The organism is Methylocystis heyeri (assembly GCF_004802635.2).
Lineage (GTDB): Bacteria > Pseudomonadota > Alphaproteobacteria > Rhizobiales > Beijerinckiaceae > Methylocystis > Methylocystis heyeri.
Genome location: NZ_CP046052.1, coordinates 504748 through 519515 on the forward strand (window position 1 = coordinate 504748; position 14768 = coordinate 519515).

At 64.3% G+C, this 14768-nt stretch carries 11 protein-coding genes; 7 read left to right on the forward strand and 4 right to left on the reverse strand.

Annotated features, from left to right (window positions below; translation table 11 throughout):
- Nucleotide 1: 1 nt before the first annotated feature.
- Both H2LOC_RS02185 and H2LOC_RS02190 read left to right on the forward strand, forming a co-directional pair.
- The gene (locus H2LOC_RS02185) at nucleotides 2–1264 is read left to right on the forward strand and encodes an adenosylmethionine--8-amino-7-oxononanoate transaminase (protein WP_136494890.1); all 1263 of its coding nucleotides are present in this window, start codon (nucleotides 2–4) and stop codon (nucleotides 1262–1264) included.
- 167 nt (nucleotides 1265–1431) lie between these two features.
- On the forward strand, nucleotides 1432–2214 hold the full coding sequence (locus H2LOC_RS02190; RefSeq protein ID WP_136494891.1) for a helix-turn-helix transcriptional regulator: 783 nt from the start codon (nucleotides 1432–1434) through the stop codon (nucleotides 2212–2214).
- A gap of 68 nt (nucleotides 2215–2282) precedes the next feature.
- Here the strand turns inward: H2LOC_RS02190 and H2LOC_RS02195 are convergent, their stop codons facing one another.
- From H2LOC_RS02195 to H2LOC_RS02210, 4 genes are all read right to left on the reverse strand, one after another.
- Nucleotides 2283–2906, reverse strand: a complete 624-nt coding sequence (locus H2LOC_RS02195; RefSeq protein ID WP_136494892.1) for a hypothetical protein — start codon at nucleotides 2904–2906, stop codon at nucleotides 2283–2285.
- Between the two features lie 59 nt (nucleotides 2907–2965).
- Entirely contained in the window at nucleotides 2966–4708 is a 1743-nt protein-coding gene (locus tag H2LOC_RS02200; RefSeq protein WP_136494893.1) for an AMP-binding protein, read from the reverse strand.
- Nucleotides 4709–4831: 123 nt separating this feature from the next.
- A complete protein-coding gene (locus H2LOC_RS02205) occupies nucleotides 4832–5845 on the reverse strand; it encodes a nickel/cobalt transporter (protein ID WP_136494894.1) in 1014 nt (337 codons plus the stop codon).
- A complete protein-coding gene (locus tag H2LOC_RS02210; RefSeq protein ID WP_246207122.1) occupies nucleotides 5842–6450 on the reverse strand; it encodes a DUF1007 family protein in 609 nt (202 codons plus the stop codon). Before H2LOC_RS02210 ends, H2LOC_RS02205 begins: the two co-directional genes overlap by 4 nt.
- Nucleotides 6451–6985: 535 nt before the next feature.
- Here H2LOC_RS02210 and H2LOC_RS02215 point away from each other — a divergent pair.
- From H2LOC_RS02215 to bluB, 5 genes are read left to right on the forward strand one after another with little or no spacing between them, the layout of a single operon-like run.
- Nucleotides 6986–10504 carry an indolepyruvate ferredoxin oxidoreductase family protein gene (locus H2LOC_RS02215; RefSeq protein WP_136494896.1) on the forward strand — a complete coding sequence of 1173 codons (3519 nt, stop codon included), beginning with the start codon at nucleotides 6986–6988 and terminating at the stop codon, nucleotides 10502–10504.
- The gene (locus H2LOC_RS02220) at nucleotides 10501–11286 is read left to right on the forward strand and encodes a cobalt-precorrin-6A reductase (RefSeq protein ID WP_136494897.1); all 786 of its coding nucleotides are present in this window, start codon (nucleotides 10501–10503) and stop codon (nucleotides 11284–11286) included. Before H2LOC_RS02215 ends, H2LOC_RS02220 begins: the two co-directional genes overlap by 4 nt.
- Before the next feature lie 45 nt (nucleotides 11287–11331).
- Entirely contained in the window at nucleotides 11332–12789 is a 1458-nt protein-coding gene (locus H2LOC_RS02225; protein WP_202620513.1) for a cobyric acid synthase, read from the forward strand.
- Nucleotides 12786–13814 carry a threonine-phosphate decarboxylase CobD gene (cobD, locus tag H2LOC_RS02230; RefSeq protein ID WP_136494898.1) on the forward strand — a complete coding sequence of 343 codons (1029 nt, stop codon included), beginning with the start codon at nucleotides 12786–12788 and terminating at the stop codon, nucleotides 13812–13814. The genes H2LOC_RS02225 and cobD overlap by 4 nt, the downstream gene beginning before the upstream one ends.
- The gene (bluB, locus tag H2LOC_RS02235; RefSeq protein WP_136494899.1) at nucleotides 13804–14517 is read left to right on the forward strand and encodes a 5,6-dimethylbenzimidazole synthase; all 714 of its coding nucleotides are present in this window, start codon (nucleotides 13804–13806) and stop codon (nucleotides 14515–14517) included. Before cobD ends, bluB begins: the two co-directional genes overlap by 11 nt.
- Nucleotides 14518–14768 lie beyond the last annotated feature (251 nt).

Genomic DNA, 14768 nt, shown 5'->3' on the forward strand with positions numbered 1-14768 from the left:
CATGACTCTCGTAACGCAGTCGCCGGTGTGGCGGCCCTTCACCCAGCATGGCCTGCAGCCCGGCGCCGTGAAAATCGCGCGGGCGCAAGGGAGCTGGCTGGAGGCCGAAGACGGCTCGCGATTTCTCGACGCCATCTCCTCGTGGTGGGTGATCACGCACGGTCATTGCCGGCCGGAGATCATGCAGGCGATCAGGGATCAGAGCGAGCGGCTCGATCAGGTCATTTTCGCCGGCTTCACCCACGAGCCGGCCGAGCGGCTGGCGCGGCGTCTCGTGGAGATCACGCCGGCGGGCCTCGATTATGTGTTCTATTCCGACAGCGGCTCCACCAGCGTCGAGGTCGCGCTCAAAATGGCGTTGGGGTTCTGGCGCAACCGCGGGGAGCCGCGCACGCGCATCCTCGCGCTGGAGCACGGCTATCACGGCGACACCGTGGGCACGATGTCGGCGGGCGCGCGCTCCGCCTTCAACGCCAGCTACGAGCCTCTGCTTTTCGACGTGACGCGCATACCCTTTCCCACGCAGGGCAGGGAACAGGACAGTCTCGATGCGCTGGAGGCCGCGTGCAAGGCGAAACCCGCCGCCCTGGTGGTCGAGCCCCTGATCCTCGGCGCAGGCGGCATGCTGATCTATTCGCCCGAGACGCTGCGCGAGATGCGGGAGATCTGCCGGCGCCATGACGTGCTTTTCATCGCCGACGAGGTGATGACCGGCTTCGGGCGGACCGGAACGCTTTTCGCCTGCGAACAGGCCGGGGTCGTTCCCGATATCGCCTGCTACTCCAAGGGCATTACCGGCGGCGCGCTTCCTCTGGCCGTGACCATGTGCAAGAGCGACATTTTCGACGCGCATTATTCCACCGATCGCTCGCGCGCATTTTTCCACTCCAGTTCCTTCAACGCCAATCCGATCGCCTGCGCCGCCGCGCTGGCCAATCTGGAGATATGGGAAAAGGACGAGACGCCCCGGCGCGTGGCGCGGCTCTGCGCATTGCAGGAACAGGGCGTCGCGCGTTTCCGAGGCGATGATCGCTTCTCGAATGTGCGCCGGCTCGGCACGATAACGGCGCTCGATCTTCGCTGCCGCGAAGAAGGCTATCTTGCGACGATCGGGCTGGATCTCATGCGCTTCTTCAACGACCGCGGCCTGCTGCTGCGCCCGCTGGGGCGGACGATTTATGTGCTTCCGCCTTATTGCACGACGGGCGAGGAGCTAGACCTCGTCTATGCGGCGATAGCGGAGGCGGCCTCCAGGTTCGGCTGAGCAGGGCGCTGCGACGATTGGGTTTTGCTGACCGTGTTCGCCCGCCGAAGCGTCCGGTTGTCCGTCGGCGCCTTTCGCGTCGACAAACAGCAAAAGAGTTGTGGGGGCCGAGGATCGACCGCCCCGAATCAGACTATGGTCGTCCTGCAACAACTTTGGAAATCTCGATGACCCTGATGGACTTAACGATCCAGGACGAGATTCATCGCTTGTGGGACGAGTTGGCCGATTACGGGGCGAATCAGTCCGGTGAAGCCGTCACGCGTCTTATGCAGCGCCTTTGCGGCTACGGCGATGCGTGGAACGCCACATGGGCGGGCGCGATTCGCCTCGATGGCGATCGCGACGATCCTCTAGGCGGTTGGCGTGTCGGCGCCGTACAGGCGCTTCAGCCTATCGCCCCGCATCCCGATGAAGGTCACTTCCGGGAAATCCTTCGAATTTGGGACCGCCGCGAGATCGACCCGTCTTTTCTTCTTCCGATGCGGGACGTCGGCAAATTCCGAGCCTATTCTTTTAGAAGGGATCTGCCCGAAGAATGGTTTGAATCGTCGTTCTATCGACATCACTACGCCTCCGTGGGCGTCTTCGACGCCGCCTTCGTCGCATTTCCATTGAACGACGACAGTGAGTCGCACTTCGGCTTCTATTCCGGCAGAGCCTTCACCGACAAAGAAATCGAGCTGTTCAGCTACGCGCTTCGGGGGATCAAATGGTTTCATCGCCATCTGATGCTCGGTCGGGGGTTGCTGGTTGCGTCCACGACGCTGACCGCTGCGGAGCGAAGGGTTTTGAATTTTCTGCTGACCGACACGTCGGAGAAGGATATCGGCCGTCAACTGTCCATGGCGTCTTCCACCGTCCATCAATACGTCATCCAGATTTATCGCAAATTTGGCGTCAACAGCCGAGCCGGCCTGATGAGCCTGTGGCTGAACCGCGCCGGTTGACGCGGCTCTGTGTGGTTGTGGAAGCGGCGACGCAGTTCTGCTGACGCGCTGATGCGCCGCGAGCGCAATTAAAAGGTCGGCATTGCGCCCGAAGCGGAATTTCCCTCGCTTCCGGGCGTGTCCGGATACAACAGCTTTTCGTCGCCCAGCCGGCGCGCGCAAATCAAACGCGATCGCCAATAGGATTCGATGTCGAAATCGCCCTTCGGCAAAAAGCGGCCGTCCTGATTCCATGAGCCGGCTTCGAGCCGCATCAATAAATTGCAGGCCCCCTGAAGCGCCCAGATGCGATAGCGGCTTGCCGCTGCTTTTGACCCGCCCTCGAGATCGGTGGCGATGCAACAAGCTGCATTGCGGCGTCGAGCGTCGTCCGGGAAGGATTCGGTAAGAAAGGCGAGGCCCAATACAAGGTCGCTGGAGGAAGGTTCTCCGGGATGGCGAGCCAGCATGGCCTCGGAAAACGGAGACCAATCCGGAGCGAAACTATGTGCGACGGTTTCGTCTTTCATGACGCCGAGCCTGGCGAGCATATCGCAGGGCGCGTCCATATTGTTTTCGCTGCAGTGATGAAACGACGGTCTTCCCGCAATTTCATAATCGCACAGGCCCCGCATTATGCGTGCGATCTGGGTGGCGAGCGCTCCATAGATTGATTCAGCGCCGTGGCCCGGATCCCACACAATCTCTTGCATCGTCGCGCTTCCCGATGAACTGGAAATCCGGTCGGCGAGAGGCGCGCCATAATTTGGGGCTAGGCTGCGCCTGCGGCGCGACCTGCCTTTGCCGCCTTCGCCCCGCGGTTCATATATTCGTCCCTCAATTCGCGGCGCAGGATCTTGCCGACCGTGCTCTTGGGCAGGCTATCCCTGAATGCATAATATTTGGGACGTTTGTAGCCGGTGAGACGCTCGTGCAGAAATTCCCGCAGTTCCTTCTCGTCGAGATCCCCCTCGCGCGGAACGACAAAGGCCATCGGCGCTTCGCCGGAATGAGGATCTGGCACGCCGATGACGGCGACTTCCTTCACTTGCGGATGAAGCGCGAGCTCGTTTTCGATTTCGTTGGGGTAGACGTTGAAGCCGGAAACCAGAATCATGTCCTTGAGACGGTCGACGATCTTGAATGACCCGTCCGGTTTCATCACGGCGATGTCTCCCGTGCGGAAGAATCCGTCCACGGTCATCGCTTCGGCGGTGTCCTTCGGCCGCTTCCAATAGCCGGCCATCACCTGCGGACCCTTCACGCAGAGCTCCCCCGATTCGCCGAAGGGGACCGGAGCGCCGTCTTTCTCGGATCTCAGGGTCACGTAGGTCGAAGCCGACGGATAGCCGATGGCCCCGGAGAATTCGTCGAGCCCCAGCTGATTGAGGCAGACCAGCGGCGAGGTTTCGGAAAGGCCATAGCCTTCGACGATCGGCTTGCCGGTTATCTGCTTCCATTTGCGGGCGGTGGCGTCGAGCGTCGCCATGCCGCCCGAGAGGCAGAACACCAGCGCGGAAAAATCGACTTTCCCGAAATCCTTGTGGTCGGCGAGCCCGGCATAAAGGGTGTTGACCCCCGAGATCATGGTGAAGCGCGCGCCGCGCAAAGTCTTCACGAATCCTCCGATATCGCGCGGATTGGGGATCATGAGGCAGCAAGCGCCGATCCGCGCCATAGTGAGGCAGCAGGCCGTCAGGCCGAAGATATGATAAAGCGGCAGAGCCGTGACCATGATCTGCTGGTCATTGGTGACCGGCCGCAGCCAGGCCACCGCCTGCTCCACATTGGAGGCCACGTTCCGGTGCAGCAGGACCGCACCCTTGGCCACTCCGGTGGTGCCCCCGGTATATTGCAGGAAGGCGATATCGTCCCGGGATGTTTCCACATGTTCCAGCGGCCGGCGGCGACCGGCTTCGATTACTTCGGAGAAGGGAATCGAACCGGGCAGGCGGAACGAGGGGACCGCCCGCTTCACCCAACGCGACACGGCGTTGACGATCATTCCCTTGAGCCCGAGCAGATCTCCTGGAGCCAGCAATATGGCCTGCTCGATTTTCATCGAGGGCCAGGCCTCCGCGACGGTATGGGCGAAATTTTCGAGCACGAAGATAAAGCGCGCGCCCGAGTCGTTGATCTGGTGCTCGAGCTCATGCGGCTTGTAGAGCGGATTGACGTTTACGACGACGCCGCCGGCCAGGAACACGCCGTAGATGACCGCCGGGTAGCTCGCGAGATTGGGCGACATGATTGCGACGCGGTCGCCTTTTTTCAGTCCCCGCGACTGAAGCCAGGAGCCGACCGCCTCCGCGGCTGCGGAAAGCTCGCGATAGGTCTGGCTCTTTCCAAAGCAGTCGATCGCCGGCCGATCAGCGAAATCGTCGACTGCGGTCCTGAACATCGCGACGAGCGTGGAATAGCTTTTCTCGTCGATGTCTGGGAGAGCGTAGGCCGGATAAGAGGCAAGCCATGGTCGGGTGGCATAGGGGTCGTTCTCGATCGTAACGCCGGTCATGTGCTCAACTTCTGGCTGGGATGGACACAGGCTCCGAAACACTCATGCCTATCAAAATAGCATTTGCAACCCGCAGGGCATCAGGCGCTGACGGAACTTCCGTATTGCGCCGCAAAATCTCTATCAGGCGCCCCCTCCGGGCGCCGAACCGACGAGCAGGGCGAGACCCAATATCAACACAGCCACGGCCGCCAGCAGCTGCGCGCCCGCGCCGGCGAGTTTTGCGCGGCGGCTCTCCGGCGAACTGAAGCGTCTCGCCGTCTCGCGAGCATAGACCGCCGCCGCCGCCAGGGCGCCCGTCGTCGCGGCGGTTCCCGCCGACATCAGCAGGACGGCGGCCACGCCAGTTAGAAAGCGGCCCTGGGCCAGCGTGAAGACGAGGATGAGAATGGCGCCCGAGCAGGGCCGCAAGCCGGCGGCGACGATGGTTCCGAGCGCGTCGCCCCAGGAGAAGCCGCTTTCGAGCGCGGCGGCGTCGGGGATGTGGAAATGTCCGCAGGCGTCCGAATGAATATGGGCGGGATCGCCCACGGCCTCGCAGCAGAAGACGGTCGACGCCCGGGGGAGGGGAGGCGTGTGCGCCGCAGCAAGAAAGGCCGCGCCTTTTTTCCAGACGAGGCTCGCGCCGAGGACGGCGATTGCGGCGTAGCTCGCGAGTTCGATGTTCGCCGCGGCCCATTTCATCTGGGTGGCGGTGGCCCCGAATACGATCGCCGCCGCTCCGACGAGCGCTATTGCGACGGCGCCCTGCAAGAGCGCGGCCAGCGCGGCCAGCGCCATCCCGCGCCCGAGCGCGGCGCGGCTGGCGATCATGTAGGACGCGAGCACGGCCTTGCCGTGGCCGGGGCCCGCGGCGTGGAATACGCCGTAAAAAAGGCTCGCCCCCGCCAGGGTCCAAAAAGCTTCCGGGCTGGTTTTCAGCGCCTTGGCCGCAGCCTGCAGCTCCTGGTGGAATTTGTTCTGCCACGACAGGACGAGGCCGGCGAAGCCGCTCGCCGCGCCGGCCGATTCTCCGCCGGCGATGGCGAAAGGATTGCGCCCAGATTGGGCGAAGGCTTCGGGAGACGCCAGCGCGATCGCCGCCGCGGCGGCTGCGAGCGCCAGAGCGATCACAAAGCGGCGCGATCTACGACTCATGGGCAGGCCACGATCACGCGTGTCGCCAGCTTCACGCCGAAATCGGCCCCGGGAGAGAAATTCTGAAAGAAGGCTTCGGAGAGTTTCTTGTTTTCGTCGGCCGCGAGGGGCTTCGGCTCCATCGTGCTGACGGAACAGCCCGCCGGCGCTTTTGAGAGCGTCACCGGATTCTGCTTCTCGAAGCCGAAGGAAACGAAATAGGTCGGGTCGTAGACCTGGAACGAAAACGGCTTTTGCGCCGGGACCGGCGTTTCGAGCGGCAGCAGGAAGCGAAGCGTGACGATCTTCTTGTCGTCGGACTCCAGCGTGACGTCCACCGGCTCCTTGAACTTGAGTTTGGAGCCGCCCTGTTTGGCGAAAGTGAAAAACTCGAATTCGGCCAGCGATTCCACATTGGTTTTGGCGAGAGGCGCGAGCTCCTCGCGGGTCGGCGGCTTGCCGTTCTTGCCGAGGCCCTGGACCGCGAAAGCCGAGTACATTTCGTCGAATTCCCAGGCGTGGCGCACGCCGAGGATCTTGCCGTCGGGCCCGAAGGCCACCTCGCTCCTGACCGCCACCCAGACATGGGGATGCGCGTCGGCGCCGCGGACGAGGCCCAGCCACATGGCGAGGACAGTCGCGAGAACTGAGGAAGTCCAGGACAGAATCGGGAATCGACTGTTCATCGTGTTTTTCGGGTATGCAGCGAAGGCGGCGAAAAGAGGGCGCGGCGGGCGCCCTTTACTCTCGGGCCTATTCCTAGCATAAACCTCTCCGAAAAGGTCTTTTCGGGCGAGCCCGCCCCGTGACACGTTTGAGAGTGTTTTCGAGCGAAGTGGATGCCGGTTCGCGTGAGGGAAACACGATCAAACAGAGGAATCCCGGAGTCAGACCGGCTCAATCCGGGCCGGTTCGGCTCCAGTCGTCGGATCGCCGGTTCGAGCCTGGCCGGCATGAATGGACTTTGGCGGGCGATTGCTGTGATATGCCCGTGGAAAAACACTTTGATGTTCGGGGGATGGATTCCCGCCGGGCGAAGCGGGGCGCAGGCGGCGCCTCGGAAATGCGCGAACGATGGTCTCGTTCTCTTCACGCGGGTCGCGTGAACGATGAGCGCCGGCGGGTTCGCAGTAGCGAGTTCAACCACAGGAAAGATCTAATATGGCGGACAGTTTCGCCAGCGACTCGCGCGACGGCCTAGCTCTTGCCGATGCGACGCTCGCGGACAAATACGATCTCGACAAGCCCCGGGTCCTGATGACGGGAACCCAGGCGATCGTGCGCCTGCTCTTGATGCAAAAGGAAGCGGATCGCCGGGCCGGGTTGAACACGGCCGGCTTCGTCACGGGCTATCGCGGCTCGCCGCTCGGCGGGGTCGACGCCCAGATGCATCGCGCCAAGACCTATTTCGACGCGAACGACATTTTATTCATGCCGGGCCTCAACGAGGATCTCGCCGCGACCGCCATCTGGGGCGCGCAGCAGGCGGAGATGCGGGGCGAGGGCAAATACGACGGGGTTTTCTCGCTCTGGTACGGCAAGGGACCGGGGGTCGACCGCAGCGGCGACGTCCTCCGCCACGTCAATCTGGCGGGCTCGTCGCGTTTCGGCGGCGCCGTCGCCCTGATGGGGGACGACCACACCGCCGAATCCTCCTCCACCGCGCATCAGTCGGAGTTCCATTTCGTCGACGTGATGATGCCGATTCTTTCGCCCGCCGGGGTGCAGGAGATTCTGGATTACGGCCTCTACGCCTTCGCCCTTTCGCGTTACGCGGGGGTCTGGGTGGGCCTCAAATGCCTGAAGGACACGGTTGAATCGACCGCCTCGGTGGACGGATCGCACGGCCGCGTGAAGATCGTCGCCCCGACTGATTTTCCCATGCCGGCCGGCGGCCTGAACATCCGTCGCAGCGATCCCGTCCTGGTTCAGGAAGAGCGGCTCCAGGAGAGCAAGCGCGACGCCACGCTGGCCTTCATCCGCGCCAACAAGCTCAACAAGATCATCACCTCGGGCGGACCCGACGCCCGGATCGGCGTCATCACGGTCGGCAAGTCCTATCTCGACGTGAGGCAGGCGCTCGACGATCTCGGCATAGACGAAGCGAAAGCCAACGACCTCGGCCTCAGGCTCTACAAGGTCGCTTGTCCCTGGCCGCTGGAGCCGGAGGGCCTCAAGGAATTCGCCAGGGGCCTCGATCTCATCATCGTCGTCGAGGAAAAGCGCTCGCTCATCGAAATGCAATTGCGGGGCGAGCTTTACGGAACGCCGAACCAGCCGCTCTGCATCGGAAAGAAGGACGAGAACGGGAACTGGCTTTTCCCCGCCAAGGGATCGCTGGACGCCAACGACGTCGCTATCGCGATCGGCCGGCGCCTGCTGAAATTTCATCGCTCGGCCGATCTCGAATCGCGCGTCGCGAGGCTCGAACGCCTGCAGCAGAAGCGCGTCGCGCTCGCCGAGGTGGCCGTGCGCGTCCCGCATTTCTGCGCCGGCTGCCCCCACAGCACCTCGACCCATGTGCCCGCCGGCGCCCGCGCCTATACCGGCATCGGCTGCCACTACATGGCGCAATGGATGGATCGCTCGACGGAGGGATACACCCATATGGGCGGCGAAGGCGCCAATTGGGTCGGGGAAGCGCCCTTCTCGAAACGCAAGCATGTGTTTCAGAATCTCGGGGACGGCACCTACAACCATTCAGGGTCGCTGGCCATCCGCTTCGCCGTGGCGACCAACACCAACATCACCTTCAAGATTCTCTTCAACGGCGTCGTCGCCATGACCGGCGGCCAGAAGCACGAGGGAGAACTCACCGTCGAGGCGATAGCCCATCAGGTCGCGGCGGAAGGGGTCAGGAAGATCGCGCTCGTCACCGACGAGCCCGGCAAATATCCGGTGCTGACGCCCTGGCCGCCGGGATTGAAAATCCACCACCGCAACGTCCTCAACGAAGTCCAGCGCGACCTCGGCGAGACCGAAGGGGTCACGGTTCTCATCTACGACCAGACCTGCGCAGCCGAGAAACGCCGCCTGCGCAAGCGCGGAAAATATCCCGATCCCGACTCCCGCATCATCATCAACGAACTGGTCTGCGAGGGCTGCGGCGATTGCGGCACCGCGTCCAACTGCGTTGCGGTGCAGCCGGTCGAGACCGAATTCGGGCGCAAGAGGCGCATAGATCAGTCCGCCTGCAACAAGGACTTCTCCTGCCTCGAAGGCTTTTGCCCGAGTTTCGTGACGGTGCACGGCGCCCACATGAAAAAGGCGGCGCTGCCCTCCCGTTCCGACGCCGAGAATCAGCCTCGGCTGCCGGAGCCGGTTCCGCCCCAGATCGGCGTCACGCCTTACGGCATTCTCATCGCGGGCCTCGGCGGCACCGGCGTCGTCACGATTTCGGCATTGCTCGGACTCGCCGCGCATCTCGAGGGCAAGGGCGTGGGCGTCATCGATATGGCCGGCCTCGCGCAGAAGGGCGGGGCGGTCTATTGCCACGTCAAGATCGGCCGCACCCCCGATTCCGTGCACGCGATCCGAATCGCCGCCGGCGAGGCGGATCTGATGCTCGGATGCGATCTCGTGGTGGCGGGCGCGCGGCTGGTTCTCTCGGCGATAGATCCTCAGCGGACCGCGGTGGTCGTGAACAGCGCCGAAGTCTTTCCCGGCGACATCGAGCGCAACCCCGATTTCGTCCTGCCGTCGCGGGAGATCAAGAAAGCGATCAGCGACGTCAGCGGCGAGCGCACCGATTTCCTGAACCTGACCGCGCTCGCCCTCACGCTGCTGGGCGATTCCATCGCAGCAAACATCTTCATGCTGGGCTATGCGTGGCAGAAGGGCTACCTGCCTCTCTCCGACGCCTCGATCCTGCGCGCCATAGAGCTGAACGGCGAATCGGTCGAGATGAACCAGCAGGCCTTTTTGTGGGGGCGGCGCGCGGCGCATGATTTCGCGAGCGTCGAAGCGGTGGCGTCTTCCTTGCGCTCTCCTTCGGAAGCGAGGCGGAAATCCCAGACGCTCGAGGAAATCGTCGAGCGTCGCGCGGCGTTCCTGATCGAATACCAGAACCTCGCCTATTCGCAGCGCTACCGCGCCAGGGTCGCGCAGGTCGCCGCGGCCGAAGCCGCCCGCACGCCGGGGTCGACCGAGCTGACCGAGGCGGCGGCGCGCTACCTCTTCAAGGTCATGGCGGCGAAGGACTATTACGAGGTCGCGCGCCTTTTCACCAATGGGTCCTTCGAGCGGCAGCTCTCCGAAACCTTCGAGGGCGACCTGACGCTGGAATTCCATGTCGCGCCGCCGCTTCCGAGCCTCCAGCCCAAGAACGACTTCGGCGGATCACGGAAAATGACTTTCGGCCCCTGGGCTTTCAGTGTGCTGCGGCTGCTCGCCAGGATGAAGCCGCTGCGCGGCACCTGGCTCGACATTTTCCGTTTCGATCACGACCGCATCGCCGAGCGGAAGATCCTGGCGGACTATGAAGTCCTGCTCGACGAGATATTGGACAGGCTCACGCCGCAGAATCACGCCGTCGCCGTCGCGCTGGCCCGCATCCCGGAGAAAATCAGGGGCTTCGGGCATATCAAGGCCCGGCATATCGCCGCTGCGCAGATCGAAGAGGAGCGCCTTCTGGCGCAGTTCCGGGCTCCGCCCGAACAGGCCAAAGCGGCCGCGGAATGAAGTCCGCGACGACTTCGCCTCTCGATCTGGGCTGCGCAGGCGAGGCGAGGCCTTTGCGGGTTCTGGTGCTGGGCGGCACGAGCGAAGCGCGGGCGCTCGCCGCCCGCATTGCGCAGCGGCCCACGATCCAGGCGGTCATGTCGCTCGCCGGCCGCACCAGCGCGCCCCTCGACGTCGGCCTGCCGACGCGTATCGGCGGCTTTGGCGGCGCGGACGGCCTTGCGCGCTATCTCGCCCAAACGAAAATCGATCGCGTGATCGACGCGACCCATCCTTTTGCGTCCCGGATATCGGCCAATGCCCGTTCCGCCTGCGCCGCGCTCTCGATCCCGCTCGCTTCCTTCGGAAGAGAGCCCTGGCGCGCGCAGGAGGGCGACCGCTGGATCGAGGCGGGCGATCTCGGCGAGGCCGCCGCTGCGCTGGCGGGCGCGCCGAAGCGCGTGTTTCTCACCATCGGCCGGCTCGGGGTCGGCGCTTTTCGCGCCCAGCCCCAGCACGAATATCTCATTCGAACCATCGAGCCGCCGGAACTGGCCGAGCTGCCGCCCCGCAGCGCGCTGCTGTTTTCCCGCGGGCCTTTCGCAAAAGACGACGAAATCGCCCTGATGCGGGAACAGCGCGTGGAACTGGTGGTCACGAAGAACAGCGGAGGCCCCTCGACCTACGCCAAGATGGAGGCGGCCCGCGAGTTGGGGCTCGAGGCGGTGGTGATCTCGCCGCCGGCCTATCCAGAGGTTTCGAGGCTCGGCGATCTCGACGCCGCAATGGCTTTCCTGTCGTAGATTGCGGAATCTGGTGCGAGCGGAAAGCGCGGCGGGCGGCTGGCGATGAGCAGAATATTGATGATCCAGGGAACCGGCTCGGACGTCGGCAAGTCCCTGATGGTTGCGGGGCTCGCCAGGGCGCTGACGAACAAAGGCCTGCGGGTGGCGCCGTTCAAGCCGCAGAACATGTCGAACAACGCCGCCGTCACCCAGGAGGGCGGCGAGATCGGCCGCGCCCAGGCCCTGCAGGCCCGCGCGGCGCGGCGCGCCCCGTCCAACGACATGAATCCGGTGCTGCTGAAGCCGCAGGGAGCCAGCGGTTCCCAGATCGTGGTCCAGGGCCGGGTCGCGGGCCAGGCGCTCGCGCGCGAATATCAGAGCTGGAAACCGCGCCTGATGCCGCAGGTGTTGGAAAGCTTCTCGAGCCTGCGCGAGACTGCGGACATCGTGCTGATCGAGGGCGCCGGCAGCGCGGCCGAAATAAATCTGCGCGCCCATGACATCGCCAATATGGGCTTCGCCCGCGCCGTGGGCGCGCCTGTGGTCCTGGTCGCCGATATCGACCGGGGCGGAGTCATAGCCCAGCTCGTCGGCTGCCACGCGGTGCTGGACCCCGAGGATCTGGCTCTGGTCCGGGGTTTTATCGTCAATAAATTCCGGGGCGATCCCTCCCTTTTCGATTCCGGCATGGGCTTTGTCGCCGAGCGCACCGGATGGCGCCCGCTCGGGCTGGTTCCCTTTTTCAGCGAGGCCAGCCGGTTGCCGGCGGAGGACGCGTTCGGCCTCCAAGGCGGTAGCGCGAACGAGCGCGGCGGGGTCAAAATCGCCGTGCCCCTTCTGCCCAATATTTCCAATTTCGACGATTTCGACCCGCTGAAGGCGGAGCCCGGCGTCGCGCTGGCCTTTACGCCCCCAGGCGCGCCCTTGCCTGCGGACGCCCGTCTTGTCATCCTGCCGGGATCGAAAGCGACGATCGCGGATTTGGCGGCCTTCCGCGCGGAAGGCTGGCATATAGACCTCGCCGCCCATCTGCGGCGCGGCGGGCGCGTGCTCGGCGTTTGCGGCGGCTTCCAGATGCTGGGGCGAAGCATCGCCGATCCTTCTGGGGTCGAGGGCCCGCCCGGGGAGGTCGAAGGGCTCGGCCTCCTCGATGTCGAGACCGTGTTGGGCCGGGAGAAAAGGCTGCAGTTTTCGCATGGCGAGAGCCAGCCGGACGGCGAGCCTTTCAGCGGCTATGAGATGCATATGGGGGAGACGATCGGACCCGACTGCAACAGACCCGCGCTCAAATTCGCGGACGGACGCCTCGACGGGGCGTGCTCGGCCGATGGCCTCGTCACCGGCCTTTATGTCCATGGGCTGTTCTCCCATGACGCCCAGCGCGGCGCATGGCTGCGCCGCCTCGAAGCCGCTCCTTCGGCCCTGCTTTACGAAGCCCAGGTGGAGCAGACGCTCGACGCGCTGGCCGAACATTGCGTTCGCCACATCGATATCGGCCAGTTACTGGAACTCGCGCGGTGAGCAACGCCGATACTCATGACAGCCGCCATCAGCGGATCGAGCATGGCGGAGGGTTGGACGCCGCAAGGCGCCGTTTTCCCGCGGCGCCCGAGCCCTGGATCGACCTTTCGACCGGCGTGAGCCCAATTCCCTATCCCTTGCCGCCCATTGCGCCGCAAGCGTGGAGCCGCCTGCCGGATGCGGATGCGCTGATCGCGCTGGAGGCCGCCGCCGCGTGCGCCTATGGCGCGCCGAGCCGCCTGGCCGTGGTCGCCGGGGCCGGCACGCAGGCCTTCATTCAGAGCCTGCCTCGCGTCTGTCCGGGCCGTCGCGTCGCGATCCTCGGCTTCACCTATGCCGAACATCAGGCGGCCTGGAGCGCGGCCGGCGCCCACACCGAGACGGTCGCGTCTTTTGAAGAACTCGCAGAGGCCGACGTCGCCATCGTGGTCAATCCCAACAATCCCGACGGAAGGCTCGCGAGCCCGGAGCAATTGATCCGGCTTGCTGAGCGCCTCGCCGGGCGCGGCGGCGTGCTCATCGTCGACGAGGCTTTCATGGACATCGCGCCGGACGCGAGCATGGCGCCGAGGGCGGGCGGCGCCGTCGTTGTGCTGCGCTCCTTCGGCAAGATTTTCGGCCTTCCTGGCGTGAGGCTCGGATTCGCCGTCTGCGAGCCTCTGATGGCGGCGCGACTGCGGGCCGAACTCGGCCCCTGGAGCGTCAGCGGGCCGGCTCTCGCGGTCGGAACGCCGGCGCTTTCCGACGCGGCCTGGCTCGAGCGCAGCCGCGCGGCCTTGCAGAAATCCGCCCGCCGTCTCGAAGCGATGCTCATGGCTGCGGGTTTTGAGATTCTGGGGGGAGCTGCGCTGTTCACGCTCGCCGCGCGCAGCGACGCCGAAGTCTGGTTCGAGCGATTGGCGAAGCGCGGCATTCTGACGCGGCGGTTTGCGGAGCGGCCTTCATGGCTCCGATTCGGCCTGCCCGCCGAGGAGGAGCATTGGGCGCGCCTGCGCGAAGCATTGGGTTTGCCCGATGTCCGCTGAAAAGCCCGTCGAGAACGGCGATCTGGCCGCCGCCGGCCCGTTTTCGCAAGACGAGCGAGAGGCGGTCTATCGCGCGATCTACAGCCGCCGCGACGTCCGCAACGAGTTCCTTGGCGACGAGGTGCCGCGGGAGGTCCTGATGCGCATACTCGACGCGGCCCATCACGCCCCCTCGGTGGGGTTCATGCAGCCGTGGAATTTCATCATTATCAAGGACCGCGCCGTCCGCCAAAGGGTGAGTGAGGCCTTTTCGAGGAGCGTCAAGGAAGAGGAGGAAGCGGCCATTGAGCCGGCGAGGCGGGGGCTGTATCGCAACTTGAAACTGGAGGGGATACTCAAGTCGCCGCTGAATATCTGCGTCACCTGCGATCGCGCCCGCATGGGCAGGACCGGGCTGGGGCGCTCGCAGCAGCCCGAGACGGATCTTCTGAGCACTGCCTGCGCGGTCCAGAACCTCTGGCTCGCGGCTAGGGTCGAGGGCGTGGGCGTCGGCTGGGTCAGCATCCTCAAGCCCGATGAACTGCGGTCCATATTGGGCGTCCCGGAGCATATCGCGATCGTCGCCTATCTCTGCGTCGGATATGTCGACCGCGCCTATGTCCGGCCTGAACTCGAGGTGCGAAACTGGGCGCGGCGGCTCCCGCTCGACGAACTGGTGTTCGACGACCGCTGGGGCGAGCGCGCGCACAGGGGAAGCGACTGACCTTCTTAATACGGTCGTATTTTTGTTGCTTTCTGACCGTCGAAGCTCGGGCGGGACTGGACAACAGGCTGGATAAAAAGGAGTATGCCGCAAAGGTATGATTTTTGCACAATAGATTGATAACTGGATAGGCGATACTGATCGAGGGGTGACGGCGAGTTACGGTGGCTTAAGCGTTTCGTCCGTTTCGCGTTGCGGGGCGGGTTCACCTGAGTGAATGTAAAAGTTCGAGAGAGTCGGACATGCTCTTG